The following is a 24114-nucleotide window of genomic DNA, read 5'->3' as shown; positions in this document are numbered from 1 at the left end:
TTTAATTGACTAAATTTCCTTGTTTTGTTGTCACCATTTTTCCGGCGGGTACATGTACGGGTTCGCCATAAACGAGCACTGTAATATCTGCGGCAGATCCGTTCTCGATGTTAACCGCCTGCTGACTTACTTTTATTTTCAGTACCCGTCCCCTGAAACGGATGTTAAAGGCAAAAGATTGCCATTTACCCGGCAGGAAAGGTGTGAACTGCAACTGTCCATCTCTTACGCGCATGCCCGCAAAGCCCTCTACCACGCTCATCCAGGTACCCGCCATAGACGTAATATGCAGACCGTCTTCTGTATCGTTGTTATAGTCATCCAGGTCAAGACGGGAGGTACGCAGGTAAAATTCATGCGCGCGTTGTTCATCGCCCAGTTTGGCGGCCAGTATGGCGTGTACGCAGGGCGACAAAGAACTTTCATGTACCGTTCTTGGCTCATAGAAATCAAAGTTACGACGCAGCGTGTCTGTGTCGTAGCGGTCTTCCAGGAAGTACAGGCCCTGCAATACGTCTGCCTGTTTAATATAACAGGAACGCAAAATGCGGTCCCAGCTCCATTTCTGGTTCAGCGGTCTTTGTGCAGGATCGAGGTCTTTCACCAGGATCTGTTCCTTGTCGAGATAACCATCCTGCTGCAGGAAAATGCCCAATTGTTCATCTACCGGGTAGTACATGTTGTCGACGATATGCTGCCATTTCTCCGTTTCCTTTCCTGCCTCAAAAGCCGTCTCCTGCAGGATGGCGGCGTACCGCTCCGGAGCGGTAGCTTTTACATGCTGCAAGCCTTCCATTGCATATTGCAGGCACCAGGTAGCCATGGTGCTGGTGTACCAGTTATTGTTGACGTTGTTCTCATATTCATTCGGCCCCGTTACGCCCAGCATCACATACTGTTTGCGGGCATCGCTCCAGTTCACACGCTGTGCCCAGAAACGCGCAATACCGATCAGCACTTCCAGTCCGTATTCCGCCAGGTATGCTTCGTCCCCTGTATAGCGAATGTAGTTGAAAATGGCAAAAGCGATGGCTGCATTACGGTGAATTTCCTCGAAGGTGATCTCCCATTCATTGTGGCATTCTTCCCCGTTCATCGTCACCATCGGATACAAAGCAGCGCCATTGTTAAAGCCCAGCTTAGCCGCATTTTCGATCGCCTTACCCAGTTGTTTATAACGATAGATGAGCAGGTTGCGGGCTACCTGTGGTTCGGCCGTAGCCAGGTAGAACGGAATGCAATAGGCTTCTGTATCCCAGTAGGTAGAGCCGCCGTACTTTTCACCGGTAAAACCTTTAGGGCCGATGTTCAGGCGTGCGTCTTCTCCTGTATAGGTCTGGTTCAGCTGGAAGATATTGAAACGGATACCCTGTTGAGCAGCGGGATCGCCTTCTATAACGATATCGCTTTCCTTCCACTTCAGTGCCCAGGCAGCCGCCTGTTCGGCCAGCATGATGTCAAAACCTTTTGCAGCGGCTTTGCTGACAGTTGTTTCACAGTTGTTGACCAATGCCGCTACCGCATGATTTTCTGAAGAAAGATTCGCTGCATATTTATAGATGATCGTTTCCTGGTTGCGGGAGATAGCAATAGTTGTAGTACCTCCTACATATTTTTCTTTCCGTACGGGAGTAACACCAGGTTGCAGTGGTTTACCATCCTGGTGGACGTGGAACTGCATACCGGTACATACCTCGAAACCTGTCTTCTTTGTGCGCAGTGTGAGGTAAGCGCTGTTGCCTTCCACACCGGCGTTCACCTCATCCCAGAATTTCTCATCGTAGTTCGCATCCTGGTTCTTTACATCGCCATCAATGTAGGCAGTCACCTGCAGTGTACCATCAAAGTTGAGCGGCGTGATGCTGTAACGGATCACACCTGTTTCATCGTCCACAATACTGCAGAAGCGGGTGGCCACCACGCGCACCTGCTTACCGTCCGGGATGGTAGCGGTAAATGAGCGTTGCAGATAACCTTCCTGCATGTTCAGCACACGGCGAAAATCGTTCACCTGTGCGGTATGCAGGTCCAGCATTTCATTATCGATACGGATATCGATACCGATCCAGTTGGCAGCATTCAGTACTTTGGCGAAATATTCCGGGTAGCCGTTCTTCCACCAGCCCACACGGGTCTTATCGGGATAGTATACCCCCGCCACGTAATTGCCCTGTAAAGTCTCGCCGGAATAAGCCTCTTCAAAATTGGCCCGCTGGCCCATACGGCCGTTGCCCAGGCTGAAAATGCTTTCCGATATCTTGTTATAATGTGGTACAAAACCTTCTTCGATAATGTTCCACCCGTCTACTTTTATGTATTGCTTCATAACTCTTACTAAAGGCGCCGTTTTGCGCACGCAATTGGCATTGTTTATTTTGAGTTGTATAAATTGGTCAGTGTTTGTAAATCGATTTCATGCAGGCCGCTGACAACGAGATCTGCTTCATGCAACACGTCCTTCTCTCCTATGCCCACCACTTTCATTCCGCCTGCCTTACCTGCTTCCACGCCGGCAATGGCATCTTCAAAAACGACACAGCGCTCCGGCGCTACGCCCAGGGCCTCCGCTCCTTTGAGAAATACTTCCGGATCAGGCTTGGAGGCAGCTACCATATTACCATCTACCACTACATCGAATAAAGACAGGATGTCTACTTTCTCCAGTATAACGCGGGCATTCTTACTGGCTGAGCCCAGGGCAGTTTTAATACCTGCCGCACGCAGGCTTTCCAGCAGTTCCTTTGCACCCGGCAGTATCTCTTCGGGCGTCATATGATGGACCATATCCACATACCATTCATTCTTGCGGGTAGCCAGTTCCTGCTGTTCGGCTGCCGACTTCTGAATGCCGCCCCATTCCAGGATGAGCTCCAGGGAGCGGACACGGCTCACGCCTTTCAGCTTTTCATTCTGTGCTGCTGTAAAATTGAACCCCAGTTCGTTGGCCAGCCTTTTCCAGGCCTTAAAATGATATACAGCCGTATCTACTATTACGCCGTCAAGATCAAAAATGCATGCTGCTATTCCTTGCATATATTCAGGTAAATCGTTTGTTAATATTATCGTTCCAGTTCCATCACCAATGTGGTCATTGCAGGAATGTGGAGACTGTCTGAGAGGCTGGCGCTATTTCCCGAGATCACATCTTTTGCTTTGGTAAACCCACTGGTTCTTTCGCTGAACCGTGCAGTGGGCAGTGCCATCTCTTTTTCATTCGGGTTCATGACAATCATCACTGTCTTCTCTGCATTATAGCGGAAGTAGGTGTACACATTGTCCTGTGGGATGAACTGCATCAGTTTCCCGGTTTGCACTACAGGATTACTCTTCCGATAGTTGGCCAGTTTGCTGATATAGTCGTGCAGCTCGTTCTCTTCTGCATTGCGACCAGCAGGAGTGAATTTGTTCACTGTATCGGCCGCCCATCCTCCTTTGAAGTCTTCACGCACCAGGCCATCCGGGTTGCTGAAGTTTTTCATACCTATCTCAGCGCCGTAGTACAGTTGCGGAATGCCGCGGGTAGTAAGTAACCAGGCCAGCGCCATTTTGTATTTGTTCTTATTCCCGTTTACCACAGAATAGAAGCGGCTCAGGTCGTGATTATCCAGGAATACCACATTACGCATAGGGTCCTGGTATTGATAGTCCTGTACCAGGGTAGCATAGAGTTTCACTATGCCATCATCCCATCCTGCTTTCTCGTTAAGGGCAGAAGAGATGGCCCAGAGGCTCTGGAAATCTGTCACGCCGGGTAGCTGTGTATCGAGCCCCCTGTTCACCGTATTCCCCTGGGTAAAATAGACCTGTTCAGGACCGCTGCGTACCCATACCTCACCAAAGAAGGTAAAGCCCGGGTAAGCGGCTTTTATCGCCTTCCCCCATTCCGCCATAAAATCAGCATCATTGTAGGGGTAGGTATCCAGGCGAAAAGCATCCACACCGGCATATTCTATCCACCAGATATGACTTTGTGTAAAGTATTTACGCACGTAAGGATTGGACTGGTCCAGATCGGGCATATGTACATCAAACCAGCCCTCTGTCATCAGCTTCCTGTCAGCCGCTGCGCCGTAAGGGTCCATCAGCGGGGCAGCCCGGAAGTTGGAGCGGGTGAATACCGGCCACTGATGTACCCAATTTCTCATAGGCAGGTCTTTCATAGTCCAGTGCTGACTGCCGATATGATTGTGCACGAGGTCCTGCACGAGTTTCATACCCCGTTTATGCAGGCTGTCGGCCAGTCGTTTGTACATTTCGTTGGAACCAAAGCGCGGGTCGATACGGTAATTCTCTGTAGCGGCATAACCATGATAGGAAGCTGAAGGCTGATCGTTTGTGACCAGGGGCGTCATCCACAATGTGGTCACACCCATTTCCTGCAGGTATCCCAGGTGATCAATGATGCCTTGTATATCGCCGCCGTGGCGTTTATACATGGAATCCCTGTTCAGTGAAATTTCCTGCATGCCTTTGATAACATCGTTGCTTTTATCGCCATTGGCAAAACGGTCGGGCATGATCAGGTAGACGAAGTCACTGCTGTTCACTCCCTGCGCTTTGATGCTGCCTTCTCTTTTCTTCAGTTCATATTTGTACACGATGTCTTTCTGGCCTTTCTGCCTGAATATAATAGGGAAGGTGCCCGGTTCAGCTGATGCAGCAATATTGATATCCACGAAAAGATAATTCGGGTTCTCTACCTTATGCACTTCCTGCAGCGTTACACCAGTATAGCTGAGAGATACTTCCCGCTCAGCTATCTTATCGCCATGTACGATCAATTGTACCATTGGCTCCTGCATACCTGTCCACCAGAAAGCGGGTTCTATCCTTTCCAGTTTAGGCAGCTGAGCCACAACGGTACACATAGTGGTCAGCAACAGGACAGCGGTCAATAACATTCTTCTCGTCTGTAACATGCGCATTTGGTCTTCTCTTGTTTTAAATAATGCAGCCCGGCAATGTTGCTCCGGGCCGCATATATCATGCAATCAATCCTTACTATTGGGCCAGTGTATAAATGTAGTTGCCGGGATTGTTCAAGTCCATCGTAATGGTATAAGTTCCCGCAGTTTCAATACTGATAACGCCTGCACTACCTGCAGTCAGCACCCCGTTATTATCATCATCACTCAGCGTGATCGTATTGGCATTGTTTGCCCTGAAGTAAAAGCTACCTGCCTGTAGGGCGGTGGTAACACTCCATTTTTTTGTGGCCGCATCAAAGGTCATAGCCTTGTCTGCGCCACCAGTAGCGCTGCCGGTGATGCTCCAGGTAGTATTGGTCAGGGACCAGGTGAGGGCATTCAGGTTTGCGCTAAGGCGGTAATAACCTGCCTCTACTGCCTTGATGTTATCGCCGTTGGCTTTCAGGGCTCCGCCGCCACCATCGCCATAGTTGATGTCCCAGCTTTTGGCCGCAGCTACTTTGAACTCTGTATTGGCATCGGGAAAATAGAGATAGCCTTCATATACTTTATCGCTGTTCACAGACGCCAGGGCGCCCAGGCGTGGATCGTCGAAAGACCATCCTTCATATCCACCGGGTACATATACATAAGGATATACTTTCGGCACATAGTAGGGTGTAACTGTCAGCAGTACACTATCGGAATACACCTGGTCGCCCACGGTATCTACCGCAGCCTTCACACGGATCACCAGTTCATGCTGACGGCCCGAAGCCAGTCCCATGTTGTTGATGACCTGGTTCAGGGCTGCCACCGTAAATGTTTTACTCAGGCTGTTATTGGCGCTAAAGGCTTCTGTCGGTTTTCTGAAACCATTGCCTTTCTCATCGATCTGTAAGGTGTAGTTCACTACGGCCCTGTATCCCCAGTCTTTCGAAGCGGTCCAGGTATATGTCACCGCCTCTTCGTCGGCAGCAGCTGCAGAAAAAGCGAATTCAGTGGCGGTAGCGGAGAACGTCGGCGTAGAACCTGTCTTCACCTGCGTGAAGCTGTCCTGTTTTTCGCAGGAGAGTAATCCCATCACACAAAAGCTTCCCGCTATTATTTTATTTAACCAGGCATTCATGATGCAAGTATTTTGATATTGTGGTTAGATGCTGTTTGCGATTAATAATCCCCGTTCTGTTTCAGGTTAGGATTCGCCACCAGTGCACTGGTAGGCAGCGGGTATATGGTACGGAAATCCGCCACGGCAGTACCTGCTGCTACGCCCCCCTTAAAGGGCCATACATAGGTACTTCCGGTGAACAGTCCGTAACGGATCAGGTCTGTTCTGCGATGACCTTCCCAATACAGTTCACGGCCTCTTTCTTCCAGGAGGAACTTCAGGTTCAACTCCCCTGCGGCGATATTGCCGGAAGTATTGCCATAGGCCCTTTCACGCAAAGCATTGATATAACCCAGCGCAGCGGTAGTGCTACCGCCACTGCCGCCGCGCAGTACCGCTTCCGCATAGGTCAGGTACATTTCAGCGAGACGCATCAAAGGGAAGTCAGTATCTACGAAGGTAGAGTTAGAACCATCTGCGCCTTTGGATGTTTTGTTGGACCATTTGGTAATGGCATAACCATCAGTGAATGCACCCAGGTCAGCGATGGACTTATTCTGACCTTCGGTATAAAACATGGCACGTTTGTCAGTTGCACCGCTAATATCTGAGAACAGGTTCACAAAAGCACTGGTAGTACGTAAACCGCCCCAGCCGCTGTTCACACCGAATGCAGCCGCACTCATACTACCACCTATTGCGGCATGTACCAGGTAAGTGGTACCCCCATAGGTCTGTGTGCGCGTACCGTCGAAATTAGCTGTCAGCAGGAATTCAGACTGAGACGTTGCATTATTGTCCGCCTTGAACATATTCGCATAGCTGGATGCCAGCGTATAGCCTGAGTTGATCACTTTACTGCTGTAGGTGATCGCATCTGTGTAACGATCTGTACCTGTATAAACAGTGGCATTCAGGTATAACTTGGCCAGCAATGCCCATACACATGCTTTATCTGCACGGCCATACTCGTTGGTATGCGCATCTACCATCTGTTCTTCTATACCCTTCAGTTCACGCTCAACGTAAGCAAACAGGTCTGCGCGGGAGATCTGGTTTGGATAGTAGTATGCCACCTCGTTACTGTCTGTTACGAATGGTACGCTGCCAAACAGGTCCAATGCATGATAGTAAGTCAATGCGCGCAGGAAGCGGGCTTCTGCACGGAAGGTCCTGGCAGTGGCCTGGTCTTTTTCAGCAATACCATTGCTGCTCAGGTTTGCATCGGAAGTCTGGCGGATGAACTCATTACACTGTGCTATCTGGTAGAACAGGCGGGAGAACATCGCATTGATAAAGTTATCGTCCGGTGTCCAGTCCATCTGGTGGAAATCCTGCAGGGTACCATCGTTCCAGCCGATCACTGCTTCATCGGTCGGCAATTCCTGCATCTGGAAATACCCCCGGATGTAGCTGGAAGTACCTTCATCGATACCGCTGATATCGGGACTACCGGTAGGCCCTACCTGCCCGGTCACTGAAAAGCCACCATACAATTTGGCGAGGATGGCCTTGTAGTTTGAAAAGTCTTTATATACACTGGCAGAAGTCGCCTCTGTGATAGGTGTACGGTCAAGGTCTTTGGTACAGGAAGCCAGTCCCCATGCCATCGTTCCGGCCAGTACTATCTGATATATGAATTTCTTTGTCATAACGTTCCCTGTTTGTTAATTAAAAATCAAGGTTAACACCTAATGAATACACACGTGGACGGGGATAGAACTTGTCATCTATACCGCTGAACACTTCCGGATCCTGGCCGCTGTACTTCGTGATCACAAATACGTTCTGTACGTTGAAGTTCAGGCGCAGGCCGATTTTATCGTGCATCAGGCGACCGAAATCATACCCCAGGTTGATGTAATCCATGCGGAGGAAAGAACCATTTTCCACGTAGTAGTCAGACCAGTACTGGGTAGTGGCAAACTTTGTTGACAGCACGCTCCTGGACAGGTTGGCCAGGTAGTTACTGTTCTGGAAAGTCTTGTAAGACCCGTTGTTGGAAGCCTGGTTATTGTAGATGTAGTTACCGAGGTTGCTGCGCATGCTGAAACCAAGGTTCCATTTTTTGTAGTTGAACTGTGAGTTGAAGCTCAGGTATACCAGCGGATTGGAAGATTTGTAACGGTATTTATCAGCAGAAGTAATAGCGCCATCGCCGTTGGTATCTTCATATACGCCTTCGATCGGGTTACCGCTCTTGTCGTATACCTGTTTATATACATAGAAAGAATTGATCTGGTGTCCTACAGAGTTGATCTGTACAGTGTTTCCCGTACCACCGCTGATACCGCCGGTAGCAATACCTACAGAAGTATCTGCTTTTGCTTTGGACAGGGAGAGTATTTTGTTCTTGTTGTAAGTGATGTTGAAACCTGCATCCCAACGGAAGTCTTTGGTTTCAACCGGTGTGGCGTTGATGATGAATTCCACGCCCCTGTTCTCCAGGCTACCAATGTTTGTATACAGTGTATTGGTCAGGTTCGTACCGGCAGGTGTGGTAACATCGGCCAGCAGGTCGGTAGTCTTTTTATAGTAGAAGTCCACGCTACCGGAGATCCTGTTGTTCAGGAAACCATAATCGAGCGCTACGTTGTAGGTAGCTGTCTGCTCCCATTTGATGTTCTGGTCATAACCGGCAGCACGCAATGTTTTATAAAAAGCATCGCCCAGCTGGTAAGCGGAGTTCGCATCACCGTAGGTATAACGCGACAATGCCGCATATTCCTTACCAACGCCAATGTTCTCCTGGCCGGTCACACCATAACCCAGTCTCAGTTTCAGATCGGACAGGGTCCTGGAATTTTTCAGGAAAGCTTCGTCTTTCAGTTTCCATGCAAAAGCTACAGAAGGGAAGCTACCCCAGTGCTGACGGAAACGGGAAGTACCGTCGCGGCGCATGGTGAAGGTCAGCAGGTATTTATCGTTGAAAGTATAGTTCAAACGGCCGAAGAAAGATACCAGTGTATGTTGCGCTTCACTGTAGTTACCGGCAGCGGTGGTGGTATCGCCCGCTTCATCGCGTACCGGATAGCCGGGCGTAGCGATGATGAAGTCCTGGTAGGAATAACCCGCCATTACATCTACACGGCTTTTGATACCCTTCAGGTCTTTCGCATAGTTCAGGTAGAAGTCCAGCAGTTTGTTCTTCATCTCCTGGGAATAATGCTTGTAGGAGCCGCCGGTACCATTGTAATAAGCCAGCGCAGCGTATTTCGGGATATTGGTATTGCCCTCTCCTTTCTGGTAGTCGTAACCCAGGTTCAGGTTAGCGCGCAATTCAGGCAGGAAATGGAATTTATAGTCAAACTGGATATTGCCGATACTTCTCTTCACCTGCGATTTGTCTACTTTCTGTTCCAGCATGGCTAGTGGGTTCTTGGTACCCAGGTCGTACAACTTACCGTTGTACAGCCATTCGTAATAACCGCCGAAGTCTTTACCATTGGCCCGTACAGGCTGTGTAGGATCAAAAGCGATAGCGGCGTTGATAGCAGCCTGATCTGCGAACCGGTTGTCTGCTATAGATCCTTTCACGTTCATGTTTATTTTCAGGTGATCGTCAAATAAACTGGGAGAAAGGTTAATGGAGGCCGATTTCCTTTCCAGGTTGGATGTTTTCAGGATACCGTCCTGGTTCAGGTAGCCCATGGAAATACGGTAAGGCAGTTTCTTCCAGGAGCCGCTCAGCGCGAGGTTGTTGTCAGAGCTGAGTGCAGACTGGTAAATCTGTTTCTGCCAGTCGGTATTGGCTTTGCCCAGCAGTGCGACCTGCGCAGCAGTACCATGTGCCTTTACTACGTCAGTGAACTCGCTGGCAGTTAATACCGGTGAATAGCTGGTTACCTTAGATACAGCATTGGTAGAGCTGAAAGACACATGGAATTTATCGCCCAGGCGGCCTTTCTTGGTAGTGATGATAATGACACCGTTGGAGGCACGGGAACCGTAGATAGCGGTAGCAGAAGCATCTTTCAATACGTTGAATGATTCGATATCGTTCGGGTTGATCAGGCTTAATCCGTTGGACTGTCCGCTTACATTGTTATTGTCCAGGGGCACACCATCCACAATGATCAGCGGATCGTTGGTAGCATTGAGGGAAGCACCGCCACGTACGCGGATGGTGCTACCGCTACCGGGTGCACCACCGTTGGAGGTGATCTGTACGCCAGGTACTTTACCAGTGATCAGTTGCTCAGGAGAGGACAATGGCCCTTTATTGAAATCTTTGGTAGAAACAACAGCAATCGCGCCGGTAAGGTCGCTCTTTTTCTGTGTACCATAACCCACTACTACGATCTCGTTCAGGCCCTTGGTATCAGCTTTCAGCTGAAAGGTGAGCGGTGCAGTGTTGTTGCCTGCATTCACCGGCAGTTCGAAGGTTTCATACCCCATAATACGGGCTACCACCACAATATTTCCGGCAGCAACACCGGTGATGGTGAAATTTCCCTGTGCGTCGGCAGTAGCGTTTTTGCTGGTGCCCTTAATGAAGACGGTAGCGCCGGGAATGGGCTGACCTGTTTCGTCCGTCACTTTTCCGCTGATACTGCCCGATTGTGCATAGGTAAGGAAGGACATCAACACAAAGCACAGCAGAAATGCAAAACTGGCAAAGCGTGTTCTTTTCATTGATCGATTGATTAATTGATAAGAAATTTGTTTCACAATAGTTCACTGCAGGACCCTTTAAGCAAAAGTTCCCCCCTGTCGAATTCGGCTGAATTCAACGACCATGAATTTTTTTGTTGTAATGATTGAACCGGTGGCTAATGTTGACCGGCTGTTCAGTGACCGGAATTTATTCCGGCGTTCAATAGTTACGTTCCGTGGAGCTTGTCATTTTACCCTGGGATGATCCGGAGTGGTATACCCCCTCCTCCGAATTCCCCGGATGCGTTCGCCCGGATTGTTCTGAATGCTGTAATTGTCTTTAGGTAGATCTCATTTTACTTTGATTTTTCATTTCCGGGAACGTTCCCGGAACGTGGAACACTTTTGCTAAAGTAGAGTATTTCCCGAATACTGTAACATTTTGAAACAGCTTTTTTTAAAAAAAAGTTAAAATGGAACCATGGAGAGGTGCAACATCATCAACCTTTAAAACAACAACATACTGAAATACAGCCACTTAAAACAAATACATTATAAATCTCCTGAAAAGAAGTGGCTTTCACTTCCTTTCTTTTTCATTCTCCCCTCTTTCCGGGGGTTGTTTTTATGCCGGTGGAAGATGTTCTGGGGATGAGTTTCGAGTTCAGCACAACATGGTCATTGCCGGGGGCCTTACCTTCCAGGGCATTAAACAGGAGTTGTGCTGCGTTGGTGCCCAGCTCATAGGCTGGCTGTGTAATGGTGGATAATGCAGGATTCAGCAAGGGGGCTATTTCCAGGCTGGAAAAGCTGACAATCTTAATATCTTCCGGGATGCGAATGCCCAGGTGATGGCACACGTAGTAGCTGGAAATAGCCAGACGTTCTACGGAGGCCAGTAATCCATCGGGGCGCTGTTCCTGCAGGACCTTCGACAGTATCTCAAAGTTCTGGTCGTAGTCGTTGGTACAATCTATCACCAATTCAGTCTCGTATTCAATGCCTGCAGCTTTCAGGGCATCGCGATACCCCTGCATACGGACATTACCGATAGACAGGCTTTTGTTGATCACCAGGAAGGCTATTTCCTTACACCCCATTTCTATGAGGTGACGGGTAGCGGCAAAACTACTGTCGTAGTCGTCCGTAGTGACCTTGGGCACATCGATATCATCATACACCCTGTCGAAGAACACCAGCGGGATGTGCTTATTATCGAGCCTGTTCAGGTACTGGTGGTCGTTCGCTTCGCCGGATGCGGACATGATAATACCGTCCACGCGGCCATTATAAAGCTTGTCGATGAAAGTTACTTCTTTCTGGTATTCATCATCAGTTACATAGATGAGCGTATGATAGCCCTTTTCCCGCGCCACACGTTCTATGCCGTGGATGGCCTGGGAAAAGAAGTTGTTGGCCAGTTCGGGTACAATGATGGCAATTGTCTTGCTTTTCTTTTCCCGCAGATTACTGGCGTGGTGATTAGGCTGATAATTGAACTCTTTGGCCATGGAAAGGATCCTGGCCTTTGTTTCAGGATTAATATCGCTGTTGCCCCTGAATGCCCTTGAAACTGTAGAGGTAGATAAGTTCAGTTTTTCCGCTAACCTTTTAATATCAACGCGATCCATTGCTAAAGTTGTTTAAATAGGCTGAGCGGGCAAATTACTCAAAAATGCCGAAAACTAAAGTCATTCGGCCGGTGAGGCAGTAAGGTTTCTGACGGCATTCAGTAATACCTGTTGATTAAAACCGCTGCTGTTCTGCCTGTATACCAGGTTGAGTGATATGAGGCCGTGCACGCTTGCCCACATGGAGGTGTATGCTATGGAAACCTGTTCATCTGATGGCTGATCTGTGGGTTGGATCTGCCGGATCACGTTTCCGAACAGGTCGGCCAGCGCGTCTGCTTCGGGCATATTACTGTAATCGCAGCAGGCCGGGGTGCCTATACCAAACATTAAGCGATAGAGTTCCTTTTCAGCAAAGGCATAGTCCCGATAGGCCATCCACATGCTTTCCAGCTGCTTCTCCGGCAGGCTATGTTCCTGCTGTGCTTTTTGCAGCTGTCTGCCCAGTTGCAGAAATCCCATTTTTGCAAGGTCCATCAATATAGCGTCCTTGTTGAGGAAATAGTCATAGATCACTGGTGGCGTGTGCGCTATCATCTCTGCTATCTTCCGCATGCTGACAGCCTGCCAGCCATGTGCTCTGGCAATACTTAATGCAGCTTGCAGGATACTGGTACGGCTTTCTTCCCTGAGACGGAGCCTTCTTTCTTTAACTTCCATTGTGTTGTGTTTAATGGTTTATTCTCTTGTTGTGAAATACAGGCATAACATTCCCACTGGTCTGCACGCCTAAGCGTGTGACCAGTTACATGAAATACATTTCCTTTGGTTGAAATAGACTATTCAGTCTCTTGTGGAAACAAAAAAAACAGCCATTTCCCAAAGGCTGTCTACGTTAATTGCGCGAGATTTTTAAACAAGACTGTACGATGACAGTTCTTTCTTCATGGATTTCACCGCTGTCTTCATCGGTAAGGAGCTACCCGTCACACGTGACATCATGATGGCCCCTTCCACTGTTGCGAACATCTTCATTGCTATTTCATCAGCATTGATGGACGGAGATAATTCTCCGGCTTTCACGCCTTCTTTTATAATGCCGGTCAGCATTTTGATTGTCTGGCTGATAACGGACCTCACCTTCTCCCGGATAGCCGGATTGGTATCGTCCGCTTCCACTGCAAAGTTCATGATCGGGCATCCGCCATGTATAAAAGAACCATTGAGCGGGTTCGCATTCAACTCTGCAAAAGCAGTCAACTTCCCCATGGCGGTTGGCTGTTCCTGCATGATACGGTTTCTGTGAGTGGTCAGTTTGTCGAGCAGGTATTCTGCACTGGCATAGGCTAATTCGTCCTTGCTCTGGAAATGCCCGTACAGACATCCCTTTGCTACCTTTGCCGCCTGCAGGATATCGTCAATGGAGGTACCTGCAATTCCCTTTTCGTTAAATAAATCCGCCGCCTGTTCAATAATAAACTGCCTCGTCCTCTCTGACTTCTTCATTTACGTTAATTTAACCACGCCAAAAATAGACTAAGTAGTCTTATCGGGCAAATTTAATTTAAAGGCCGTCCGCCAATGGCGGACGGCCTTTCCCTTTTTACCACAATGGTTATATTATTTTTACATGACTTATCTTAACGGGGAGTGTGCTCTACGGTCATACTTGTTTCCAGTGCAGATTTCAGTTTGTTATTGGTATCAAGATCCGCATCTATCTTCAGCACCAGCTTCCCACCGGTAAAGGTACCTGTGAAGTCTCCGATCTGCAGTTTGGTCATTACAAGGTTCAGATCCAGTTTCAGTTTACCGTCGAAGGTTATTCCGTCTGTACCAATTGAAACGTCTTTACCGGTAGCAGTCAGTTCAATCTTTCCAACCACCATTACTTCGACAGGAATATCTGTTCCGCGGAAGGTGATCCTGCCGTTCATCAACAGCGCAGGTTTAACTGTATCGCCCTGCACCCGTACATATACTTTTACCTGCTCGAAATTTCCCAATGGCAACATAATGCTACCGAGTTCTGTGCTATCGAGGATGTCGATGAATCTATCGCTTTTCACGCTCAGATTAATTTCATCGGGACCACTCTTAGCAGCAAACTTCAGCTCTCTGAATCTCACCTTGATACTATCCCAGGTAAAATCAAATCTCAGAGATGGGAAAGACGCTAAAGACTGATCGTTTAATATTCTGCCCAGGCGCTCTGTTCCTGCGGCATCTCCGGCAACTGAACCTGTCGGATTAACCGCCTGGATCTGGTAATCGACAGTGGCTTTACCATCTTTTGCAGGTGGTGCTACAGCTTCATCGGAGCTTTGTTTCGAACATGCAGAGAACATTACAGCAGTAAGGGTAACAGCTGCACATAACTGGAAAAAGTTTTTTTTCATGAGTTAATCGGTTTAATTGTTTCCAATAAATAGAGGTAAGAAGGTTTCACAATCGATATGTTGGCCCCCGGAAATAACAGTAAGTGCTAGTGACTCTCTCTTGACATATGGTTTTAATACGGGTCTTAGCTGGTATCTCAGGTTGTCTTCCCTCATACAATTTTCGTACCGCTTGCTTCATAACATCTTTATTATTAATACGATAGAGGCAAACTACTTATCCAATGAACAAGTAGCTAATGTTGGCATCTTTCGGGTGTTGTCTCCTTTTACAAACAATGTGTGGAAATATGTCATTACTTATCACAGTAGCGGCATTCCGCCTAACGGAAGGGGCTGCCATTAAGGTCTGATTATTGTGGCAAATCGGGAAAAGGATAACTATGAAGAAATTATCATTCAACTTATTGGTTGACGGTGTTCCATACATGGTGAAGGCGGAACCTTTTTCATTCAACGATGAACAACGTTATAATGTAAGTTTTAATGGCAGCGAAAATTACATCTTTGCCTGGGACGAAGACACATTGCGATATGCGCCTATAGGAGACGTTGCAGTAGACCTCCCGATGGCGCTGGAACAGGAAATTGCCAGCAGGCTGTATGAGGTCACGCCTAGCAGGGAATAGGAACAAATAAAGTATTCCCTATACCTATTTTTCAGAAATTCTTTTTAACCAACGAACAAAACGAAAACAAGCGCTGTTATCTAACTGTGTAAAATTTATAACTCAAATAACCGGACAATTATAGCAAGCTCCAGACCTCAATTACCAGAACAACGATGAAACTCTAACACCACAGAATAACCGATGAAACACCATTAAATAATCAGGATATCATAATAACAGGTCACTATTAACCCTGCAGCAGGGTGATCTATTTCATGTCTTATCTGCTTACCTGCGTCCGCTGCCGGCGGATGATCAGTCTTTCTTTGCCTGATATGTATCACCCATACATACTTGTACCCTTTATGGCGGAAACCGAAAAGCCAGAACAGAGTAGGTAACACTTTAAACCATATGTTATGTCAAGCACAGCACAAGTACCCAGTCCTTCAAGATCGAAAACCTCTCAAAAGAACGAAGGTAACACCGTCAACGTACTGACAATTGTTGATACCGAAGCCATTAAAGCTGTCTATCCGCGGAATCCTAACGCCAGTAAAGATAACCCTACAGGTCTTAATCATCACGAAGGTATTACAATGTTATGCCCTGCAAGTAACTATGTTGGAAACATTAACCAGGACCCCGCCAATCTTGAATTTAAGGCAAACGTGGGGGACTGGATCTCTTTCCGGGCTACCACGCTTTCTAAAAATGCAGACGATGCGGTTATTTTATATGATGTAGAAAGCTACAATGGTAAAAATGTGTTTAATGGTTTCAATGCAACGAAAGAGACCAGGACCGGGGCTGTGGTTCCCGATACCACACAACAGGATGGCTTACCTCCCAAACAGCAATCAGTAACTTTCTATTCGTACGACAGCAAAATAAGCAACAGCGGTACCGAAACGCTCAAGATCACTTTTGCATTGTATGTGCTGGACGAAGATGAAGAGAACCAGGTTATCTATGATTATTTCTGGTGGGACCCGGAGATCGATGTAAAATAATTGCGCTTTATGCCATAGCACATATTGAAAGTTTTATTTACAGCAGTTCTGCTTATGCGGAACTGCTTTTTTATATCTGCATCTGACGGATTTGTTCTATTTTTCCTTTCCCCGCTCATCTAATTTTGATAAAAAAGATGAAACGGACCATGCGTATTATTTTAATCCCCCTGCTCCTCCTGCTGTTTGCCACCGGCTATAGCACCGGGCATAGCGGAGAAGGACAGGCGCTCTACGAACATCATTGCGCCCGCTGCCATGGAACGGACGGCGCCAGGGGCATGTTCGGGGCTAAGAACCTGCAGAAAAGCCAGCTCCCCGATACCGCGATCGCCCTGCAGATCAGGAACGGCAAAAGGATCATGCCTGCCTTTAAAAAGAAACTAAATCCGGACCAGATCAATGAACTGGCGGCTTACATTAAAACCCTTAGAAAACCTGCAATATGACAACCGTAAAAACCAACAACATGTTTACCATCTCCCAGATCGTATTGATCGTCACAGCGACTGCCACTGCGCTCATCAGCGGATTATTCTATGCCTGGTCCTGCTCAGTAGTACCAGGCCTGGCACGGGTATCTGACAGTACTTATCTTGAGGCCATGCAACAGATCAACAGGGCTATTCTGAACCCGGTATTTTTCCTGAGCTTCATCGGTACCGCCCTCTTGCTGCCTTTGAGCACCTGGCTGTATTACGGGCCCGGACCGAATGCCCGCTTCTGGCTATTACTGCTGGCTTCTGTTGTTTACCTGGCAGGTACCTTCGGAGTGACCATGTTCGGTAATGTCCCCCTGAACGATGCCCTGGATGCCTTCAACTTATCCTCCGCCTCTGCGCAGGAACTGGCCGCTCAAAGAGCCCGGTTTGAAGGCCCCTGGAATAATTTAAATATCATCCGCACCATTGCCGGTGTTGCAGCCCTGGTGCTGATCATACTGGCCTGCCTTAGTCCGGCGGCAGAGACAAGCCGTCCTGCAGTTGTGTACAGGTAAATAAGCTAGAGCAGCTTTATGCCTTGTATGCAGATAACGATAAGAGGAGACCATAGCTCCAGCCTTTTAAACAAACGATGAGAGGGGACCGGGCATATCCTACCTTATGTACAGATATGCTATGAGATGAGACGGCACTTCTATAAGCAGATAAATGCAAAAGGCGTCACGCTGTTGCGGACGCCCTTGCTATTTAAATGAATGGGTTAGTCTATTGTCTTAACGCTTCTATATCGGCAATTGTTTTCGGCAGGTCTTTTCCCAGTTTTCTGCTGCCATCTGCAGTGATCAGGTAGTTATCTTCTATACGGATACCGCCGAAGTCGCGATAAGATGCAACCGTTTTATAATCGATAAAGTTACTGAGTTTATTTTCAGCCACCCAACGATCGATCAGTTCAGGAATAACATATACGCCGGGTTCCACTGTCAGCACAAATCCCGGTTGCAGTTCACGTCCCAGGCGTAATGATTTCCAGCCGAATTCCGTACTCTTTTTCAAGGTATCGGTATACCCTACATATTGTTCGCCCAGGTCTTCCATATCATGCACGTCCAGTCCCATCATATGGCCAAGGCCGCACTGGAAGAACAGGGTATGTGCGCCGGCGGCTACTGCTTCTGCCGGATCTCCTTTCATAAGGCCCAGTGTTTTCAGCCCTTCCACCAGTTTGATACTGGCCTGTGTATGTACTTCTTTATATTGTACACCAGGTTTCAGCAGGCTCACTGCATGATCCAGCGAATCCAGCACCACCTGGTATACTTCCCGTTGACGGGTAGTGAACTGTTTACCTACGGGGAAGGTCCTGGTGAGGTCACCCGCGTAGTGCATCACGTTCTCCGCACCAGCATCGCAGAGTATCATCTGGCCTTCGGCTACACGGTTACCGTGGAAGTGATTGTGCAGGATCTGCCCGTTGATGGTCAGGATAGTCGGATATGACAAACGGCCTCCGCCTGCCAGCGCCGCTTCCTCTACCTTGGCTGCGATCTCATATTCCATCATACCTGGCCTTGTAGCCTGAATGGCGGCAAGATGCATGTCGACACTGATAGATACTGCCTTATCCAGTTCTGCTACCTCGTGTTCATCTTTGATGGCACGTTGAGCAATAACGGCCTTAATGAGTTCAAGGGAAGCATATTGTTGCAGCCCGCCGATGGGTTGCTGTAACCATTCAGATAATTTGATCTTATTCTCAGGACGGTAAGGCGGCAGAATGTGTATGCGGCGACCGTTGGCCTGCGCGCTCTTTAACACCTCCGCCAGTTGTGCGTAGGGACGTGTTTTAGCAATGTTGACTGCCGATGCCAGGTCCTGCAATGAAGGCAATGCGCCTGTCCATATAATATCGTCTATACCTGCTTCTCTACCGAAAAGCGTCTCCTCGCCCGTTTCTGTGTCCAGTATTACTGCCAGTCCCGGGATGTCGATACCCGCATAATAAATGAACGTACTATCCTGACGGAAAGGATAGGTATTATCCGCGTAGTTCATACTGCTGTCTTCATTGCCCATCAGGAGGATGATACCTTTGCTAACCTTCGCTGCGAGTTGTTGTCTGCGCTTGGTATAAACGAGTTTATCAAACAGGTGTAAATGCATAGCCTTTATAAATCTGCCACGAATTTAGTACATAGATATTAAATCCGTTTGCATTCAACATAAAAAAATGCAGGCATTACTGCTATTGTGCTGCTTTTATAATGTTGAGGATCTGCTCATGATAATAAAAACTCTTTTTAAGATCAGTCATATTCCTCGCGATGTTTTCCAATACGATCAGGCTTGTGTTTGTAGCGGGGAAATAAACATTCATGGAAATAAAACCAGGCGCCACACCTGTTACCGCCAGTACAGGAATGTCTGTCTGCCGTGGAATGGCGATACCATAACCATAGTCGATCGTTCCAAATGTAAGATGTTCCCTGAATGCATTTTCTTTCGGCGTGATCATCAGGCGATAGGTGCTGTCGGACAACAACTTACCACCATGGAGGGCCTTGTTCCATTTTACCATGTCATGACCTGAAGAGATCAATCCGCCGGCAGCTGCAAAAACGTCCAGTATGCTTTCTTCTATCTTTGGCCGGCCTTCCTGGTTCAGTGTGTATCCCTGCGCCAGGTGTTGGTATTGCTTCGTCCTGGGGTGGCAACTGTAATTCATACCACATTTTTTAAACAAAGCCATACAAAGATCGGGGAAGGTCTGGCCGGATGTTTTCTCCACTATCTGCGATAAGAGATCATAACTGATGAACCCATAGGCAAAACGGGAACCGGGCCTGAAAGCAAGTGGTTTATCCAGCGCCGTGATACCGTGTGTATGTGTTAACAGGTGATGAATGGTAACGGTATCCGCCCATTTTTCCGACAGATCGGGCAGGTATTTGTGAATGGGATCATTCAGGTGCAAATGCCCTTTCTCCATCTCCTGCAATACGATCACTGCGGTGATCTGTTTACTGATGGAGCCGATAATAAATTCAGTTTCAAGGGTAACAGGATGTTGCTGTTCAAAATTGGCATAACCGGCATACCTCCTGTAGAAGGTCCTGTCTTTGTTGCTGACCACAACGATGCCATTAAAAGGAGTGTTGGTACTGGCTGTCAGCAATGAATCCAGTTTGCGGGAGATGTTTTTCTGTTGTGCAAATAAAGGGCTGAAGGTACTCAGGAAGGCAATGAGGAAAAGGATGCGCCGGGTCATCGGATCGGAAATTTATGCGGTGAGATGTTTAATGATCTGCAAGTTCGAATTAATTATTTGCATTCATTCATCAGCCGCAAAAAATATTTGTTCAGGCAACACTCATTTTATACATCACCCGGGTACCCGAGCATCGGTCGGTTAAAAGGGTCAGACATTATTTACTAAATATAATTTTTTCTACTGTAATGCAGGGGGACGATTTCCGGTTAGCCGGAGCATGTTTCGCGCATGTTTGCCTGAAAGCAGGCAAATTATAACTAATTTTATACCTGTAAGATCAAGATAGTAACAACATGAAGCGGCATTCTTTTCCAGACAGTCCATTCAAGATACAACTGAGCTTTTTCCATATTGTTGATGAATTGGAAAAACAGGCAGCGGGGCCGGACGGTGAATCCACCACCCGGGCGAAAGAGCTGCTGGCAGAAGTAGCGCAATGTCCTGAACTGGTGGAAGGGTTGACCACCTACGAGCAGATTGAAAAGAACGAGAGGCTCATTCACCGCCTGCTGGAGCACTACTTTCCAAAAGCGCTGACCATGAATGAGATCAAAGCTATCAACCTTCCCTATACTGATCTGATTTTCAATCATACCGAACGTTTTAAGAATATACTCAAAGCGGCAGGGCCCGGGTTTTCATTCAACATCAGGGATTTTGACGCTCACCAGTTCTATGTACTGAGCTGCTGCCTGATCCTGAATGAATTCTATGGTACAACGCTCGATTTCAGCAGGCCTTTGTTCTATGACATTCCCACGGCAGATGGCGTCATTAAACACTACCGGATATTGTACAATGCAGACTTCCTTGACATCATTCCCACAGAAAGGGCTGTTACGCTGACCGCGGATGATATAGAACTGCTGCTGGACAATTATGATGACCTGGACCTCTGGATGGCCAAATTCCCAAGGGAGAGCTGGACATTGAAAGGCTTTGCCATTATGACCCTGTATGATGCCACCGTAGAGAATGCTGTTTCCATCTTCAAAGAGCGGCTCCTGGGATTGAATGCGGCAGGTTTTGAAGAGAATATGCAGTCTATCTTCCGCTCAATTTACCGTATACCCGATATAAAGGTCGGTTTTACACTTTATAACCAGGAGGAAGATCAGTTCACCGTCAGCGACCCTTTCAGCCAGTATATGAGCAGTTTCATCATGCAGGGAAACGCGCATAAGGAGGCCCATACGTTGTTATGTTCCAGTTCTTATAACTGCCTGGTAAAAAAGAAGGAATACTTTGCTATTTCTGATGTGGGTGAATTCATAACGGCCGATCCGGAGAACCTGCTGGGTAACTACTTCCACCAGCAGGGTATCAGGAGCTTTATACTGGCGCCGGTGGTGAAGAACGGTCAGCTGCTGGGGGTATTGGAACTGCTTTCCCTGCGCAGCAAAGAGCTGAACAGTATTAATGCCAACAAGCTGGAAGTAGTGATGCCTTTCCTCACCGATACAATGGAAAGACTACTGGTGGAACTGCAGAATGAAGTACAGGCCATCATCCAGGAAAAATATACAGCCATTCACAGCAGTGTATACTGGAAATTCAGGGAGGAAGTACAAACGCTGATCGCCCACCGGGAGACAGGCAAAAGTTATGAATTGCAGGAGATCGTCTTTCCGGACGTATATCCTTTGTATGGACAGATCGATATCAAGGGATCTTCCGAGGTACGCAATACCAGCGTGCAGCAGGACCTTCAATTGCAGATAAAGACCGTCTGTGCCCTGATAAAACAGTTAAGCGATCCGGAATACGCAATGGCGCAACAGGGAGCAACCGGTGGCATTCAAACTACAGCTATCAGCTCCCGGTACACCAACACCTTCGGGGAGATTCAGGAGCAATTGCGGGACTACCTGATAGAACTATCCTTCCCTTTAAGGGCTGGTACGGAACAATACATTACAGCCTACCTGGCCAATGAAGTGCATCCGGTTTTACAGCAATATGGCACTGATCCACGAGTCCGGGCTTACTTTGTTGAAACTGACAAGGAAAAAGGCGCCTTCCATTTGCAGCGGCGGAAGTATGAAACCACCATTTCCATGATCAATAACAAGCTATCCGATGTTATTGACCGGAACCAGGCCACAGCACAGGTATTATTCCCTCATTACTATGAGCGTTTCAAAACGGATGGCATAGAGCATAACCTGTATATAGGCGCATCCATTTCTCCCAAACTGCCCTTCAGTCTTCAGAAACTGTACGACCTCCGTCTATGGCAATTACAGACGCTGTGTGAAATGGAAATAGCACATCATCGTATGAAAGCGGAACTGCCCTATTCCCTCGATGTCACCTCGCTGATCCTGGTTTACAATGCCACCATCGCCATCCGCTTCCGGATGGATGAAAAACGTTTTGACGTGGATGGAAGTTATAATGCGCGGTTTGAGATCGTGAAAAAAAGGATAGATAAGGCCTTTATCAAGGATACGAGCGAGCGCATCACCCAGTCGGGGAAGATCACCATCGTTCTTTCCAGTAATCTGGAAGAACAGGAATACCTGCAGTATATTAAAACCTTACAGTCACAAATGATCCTGGACGGAGAGATTGAGCAGTTTGATATTGAGGACCTGCAGGGGGTGTCAGGCTTAAAAGCGATCCGGGTGAAGATTGTTCATTAAGGGCAACCGGTTTCATAATATTGAGGGCGTTATCGATGTTGATACGCCCTTTTTTATTTGGATACCTGATGGAGACCAGCAGGCTTATATGCTGTTCACCGGGACCTGGTCTTTCTCATTTTGGTTATTGTTCCCGGCGCCCCAGGCATTGGACGAAGAAGGGACGAACAAGCAACGAAGACGCGACGAACAAGCGACGGCGAAGCCCTATTCGAACAGGCACCCTATTACATGCAATATCCCATAGCAAACGCTACGGGATACTACATGTAATGGAGAGGGAAAAGCCTGTATGCTATTGAATGAAACCTGAGAAAACACTATTAATAAGTAAATTTCTCCCAACCCTGGATGGTAGTACGGTTGCAGGTCATTGCCTGTACGCCGTTCTCGGAAGAAACGTAAGCACCGTTGTTGCCACGCAGGGAGAAGGTACCGTCGCCATTGTCGATCCAGTCGAATTTCTCCCAGTCCTGGATGGAGGTACGGTTACACGTCATTGCCTGGGCGCCGTTTTCGGAAGAAACGTATTTACCCATGCTCTGAAGCGCTACTTTACCACCACCGGCATCAACAATGGTAAATTGTTCCCATCCCTGGGCAGTAGCACGGTTACAGTTCATTGCCTGCTGACCGTTCTCTCCGCTCACGAAAGAGCCATTGTTACCCCTGATAGAGATAGTAGTGCCTATGGGCGCGCCGCCACCGGGTGTCTGGGTGATATTATATACCCTTACGTAGTCGACCAGCATGCTGGCAGGCAGTGCGCCGTCATTGATATTATTACCTGGCAGGTTACCACCTACGGCAACGTTCAGGAGGATGAAGAACGGTGCATGGAATTCTTCTGTACCGTTGATGTTGTTCTGGATATTAGCGATATGGTATTCCAATCCATCTACATACCAGCGGATAGAGGAAGCATCCCATTCTACCGCATAAACATGGAAATCGGTAGCAGTGGTAGTTGTGTTACCGCTATAATAAGTATAGGCAGTATTCCACCAGTGGATAGTACCCAGGATGGTATTGCTGGTATTCACCTGTTCCATGATGTCGATCTCGCCGCAACGGGGCCAGCCGGCGCCAGTGCTGATGCTGTTGCCCAGCATCCAGAAAGCAGGCCATAAGCCTTGTACACCCGGAAGTTTGATGCGGGCCTCGATACGGCCGTACTGTGTAGAGAATTTACCATTGCTGTTGATACGACCGGAAGTATAGGGTTGTCCCTGTACGGTTTCTTTACGTGCAGTGATCACCAGGTTACCACCGGTAACGGCAACGTTCTGGGTTTGATAGAATTGCTTTTCGTTGTTGACACCCAGGTTACCATTTTCATACCCCCATTTGGAAGTATTCAGGCTGGTACCGTCAAATTCGTCAGACCATACCAATTCGTAAGACTTGGCAGCTGCAGCAGCACCTAATGCTTTGTCGCCGGCAGAAAGTTTTGGCGCCTGTTCGGCCTGGTTTTCTTTAGTACAGGATGTTAGGGCAGCGGCCAGCAACAGGAGGCTCAGAAGCCCGGAGAAGGTTTGTTTTTTCAT

General features: G+C 47.8%; 18 protein-coding genes. 5 read left to right on the top strand and 13 right to left on the bottom strand.

The genetic code is table 11. From position 1 onward, the window contains the following. Position 1: 1 nt before the first annotated feature. The 10 genes from MYF79_RS14595 to MYF79_RS14550 all read right to left on the bottom strand — a co-directional run bounded on the left by MYF79_RS14595 (position 2) and on the right by MYF79_RS14550 (position 14584). Complete coding sequence (locus MYF79_RS14595) at positions 2–2326, bottom strand: glycoside hydrolase family 65 protein (RefSeq protein ID WP_247814705.1); 2325 nt, start codon at positions 2324–2326, stop codon at positions 2–4. Between the two features lie 44 nt (positions 2327–2370). Next, on the bottom strand, positions 2371–3033 hold the full coding sequence (gene pgmB / locus MYF79_RS14590) for a beta-phosphoglucomutase (protein ID WP_247814704.1): 663 nt from the start codon (positions 3031–3033) through the stop codon (positions 2371–2373). Between the two features lie 26 nt (positions 3034–3059). Beyond that, positions 3060–4919: a glycoside hydrolase family 13 protein gene (locus MYF79_RS14585; protein WP_247814703.1), complete on the bottom strand. Its 1860-nt coding sequence runs from the start codon at positions 4917–4919 to the stop codon at positions 3060–3062. Positions 4920–5001: 82 nt separating this feature from the next. Further along, positions 5002–6036 carry a SusE domain-containing protein gene (locus tag MYF79_RS14580; protein ID WP_247814702.1) on the bottom strand — a complete coding sequence of 345 codons (1035 nt, stop codon included), beginning with the start codon at positions 6034–6036 and terminating at the stop codon, positions 5002–5004. A gap of 41 nt (positions 6037–6077) precedes the next feature. Then, positions 6078–7670, bottom strand: coding sequence for a RagB/SusD family nutrient uptake outer membrane protein (locus MYF79_RS14575; protein WP_247814701.1), 1593 nt, complete (start codon positions 7668–7670; stop codon positions 6078–6080). A gap of 19 nt (positions 7671–7689) precedes the next feature. Further along, the gene (locus MYF79_RS14570; RefSeq protein WP_247814700.1) at positions 7690–10653 is read right to left on the bottom strand and encodes a SusC/RagA family TonB-linked outer membrane protein; all 2964 of its coding nucleotides are present in this window, start codon (positions 10651–10653) and stop codon (positions 7690–7692) included. Between the two features lie 557 nt (positions 10654–11210). After that, positions 11211–12245: a LacI family DNA-binding transcriptional regulator gene (locus MYF79_RS14565; RefSeq protein ID WP_247814699.1), complete on the bottom strand. Its 1035-nt coding sequence runs from the start codon at positions 12243–12245 to the stop codon at positions 11211–11213. A gap of 60 nt (positions 12246–12305) precedes the next feature. Then, positions 12306–12905, bottom strand: coding sequence for a TetR/AcrR family transcriptional regulator (locus MYF79_RS14560; protein WP_247814698.1), 600 nt, complete (start codon positions 12903–12905; stop codon positions 12306–12308). Positions 12906–13097: 192 nt separating this feature from the next. Beyond that, complete coding sequence (locus MYF79_RS14555; RefSeq protein WP_247814697.1) at positions 13098–13691, bottom strand: TetR/AcrR family transcriptional regulator; 594 nt, start codon at positions 13689–13691, stop codon at positions 13098–13100. 134 nt (positions 13692–13825) lie between these two features. Next, positions 13826–14584, bottom strand: coding sequence for a hypothetical protein (locus MYF79_RS14550; protein WP_247814696.1), 759 nt, complete (start codon positions 14582–14584; stop codon positions 13826–13828). A gap of 383 nt (positions 14585–14967) precedes the next feature. On the opposite strand from MYF79_RS14550, the gene MYF79_RS14545 reads away from it, so the two are divergent. The 4 genes from MYF79_RS14545 (at position 14968) to MYF79_RS14530 (ending at position 17205) form a co-directional block, all read left to right on the top strand. Continuing rightward, complete coding sequence (locus MYF79_RS14545; RefSeq protein WP_247814695.1) at positions 14968–15213, top strand: hypothetical protein; 246 nt, start codon at positions 14968–14970, stop codon at positions 15211–15213. A 401-nt stretch (positions 15214–15614) separates the two neighbouring features. Then, positions 15615–16208: an inclusion body family protein gene (locus MYF79_RS14540; RefSeq protein WP_247814694.1), complete on the top strand. Its 594-nt coding sequence runs from the start codon at positions 15615–15617 to the stop codon at positions 16206–16208. 149 nt (positions 16209–16357) lie between these two features. Further along, positions 16358–16657 carry a c-type cytochrome gene (locus MYF79_RS14535; RefSeq protein WP_247814693.1) on the top strand — a complete coding sequence of 100 codons (300 nt, stop codon included), beginning with the start codon at positions 16358–16360 and terminating at the stop codon, positions 16655–16657. Beyond that, positions 16654–17205 (top strand): DUF1772 domain-containing protein, encoded by a 552-nt coding sequence (locus MYF79_RS14530; protein ID WP_247814692.1) that lies wholly within the window; start codon positions 16654–16656, stop codon positions 17203–17205. Before MYF79_RS14535 ends, MYF79_RS14530 begins: the two co-directional genes overlap by 4 nt. A gap of 211 nt (positions 17206–17416) precedes the next feature. Here the strand turns inward: MYF79_RS14530 and MYF79_RS14525 are convergent, their stop codons facing one another. Continuing rightward, entirely contained in the window at positions 17417–18814 is a 1398-nt protein-coding gene (locus MYF79_RS14525; RefSeq protein ID WP_247814691.1) for an aminopeptidase P family protein, read from the bottom strand. 82 nt (positions 18815–18896) lie between these two features. After that, positions 18897–19919, bottom strand: a complete 1023-nt coding sequence (locus MYF79_RS14520; RefSeq protein ID WP_247814690.1) for a serine hydrolase domain-containing protein — start codon at positions 19917–19919, stop codon at positions 18897–18899. A 296-nt stretch (positions 19920–20215) separates the two neighbouring features. Here MYF79_RS14520 and MYF79_RS14515 point away from each other — a divergent pair, with 296 nt between their 5' ends. Further along, the gene (locus MYF79_RS14515; RefSeq protein WP_247814689.1) at positions 20216–22567 is read left to right on the top strand and encodes a GAF domain-containing protein; all 2352 of its coding nucleotides are present in this window, start codon (positions 20216–20218) and stop codon (positions 22565–22567) included. A 323-nt stretch (positions 22568–22890) separates the two neighbouring features. On the opposite strand, the gene MYF79_RS14510 is transcribed toward MYF79_RS14515, so the two are convergent. Next, positions 22891–24114, bottom strand: a complete 1224-nt coding sequence (locus MYF79_RS14510) for a family 16 glycosylhydrolase (protein WP_247814688.1) — start codon at positions 24112–24114, stop codon at positions 22891–22893.

The organism is Chitinophaga filiformis, from assembly GCF_023100805.1.
GTDB lineage: Bacteria > Bacteroidota > Bacteroidia > Chitinophagales > Chitinophagaceae > Chitinophaga > Chitinophaga filiformis_B.
Note: the sequence above shows the minus strand (reverse complement) of the source record. Positions and strands in the feature narration are given on the sequence as shown.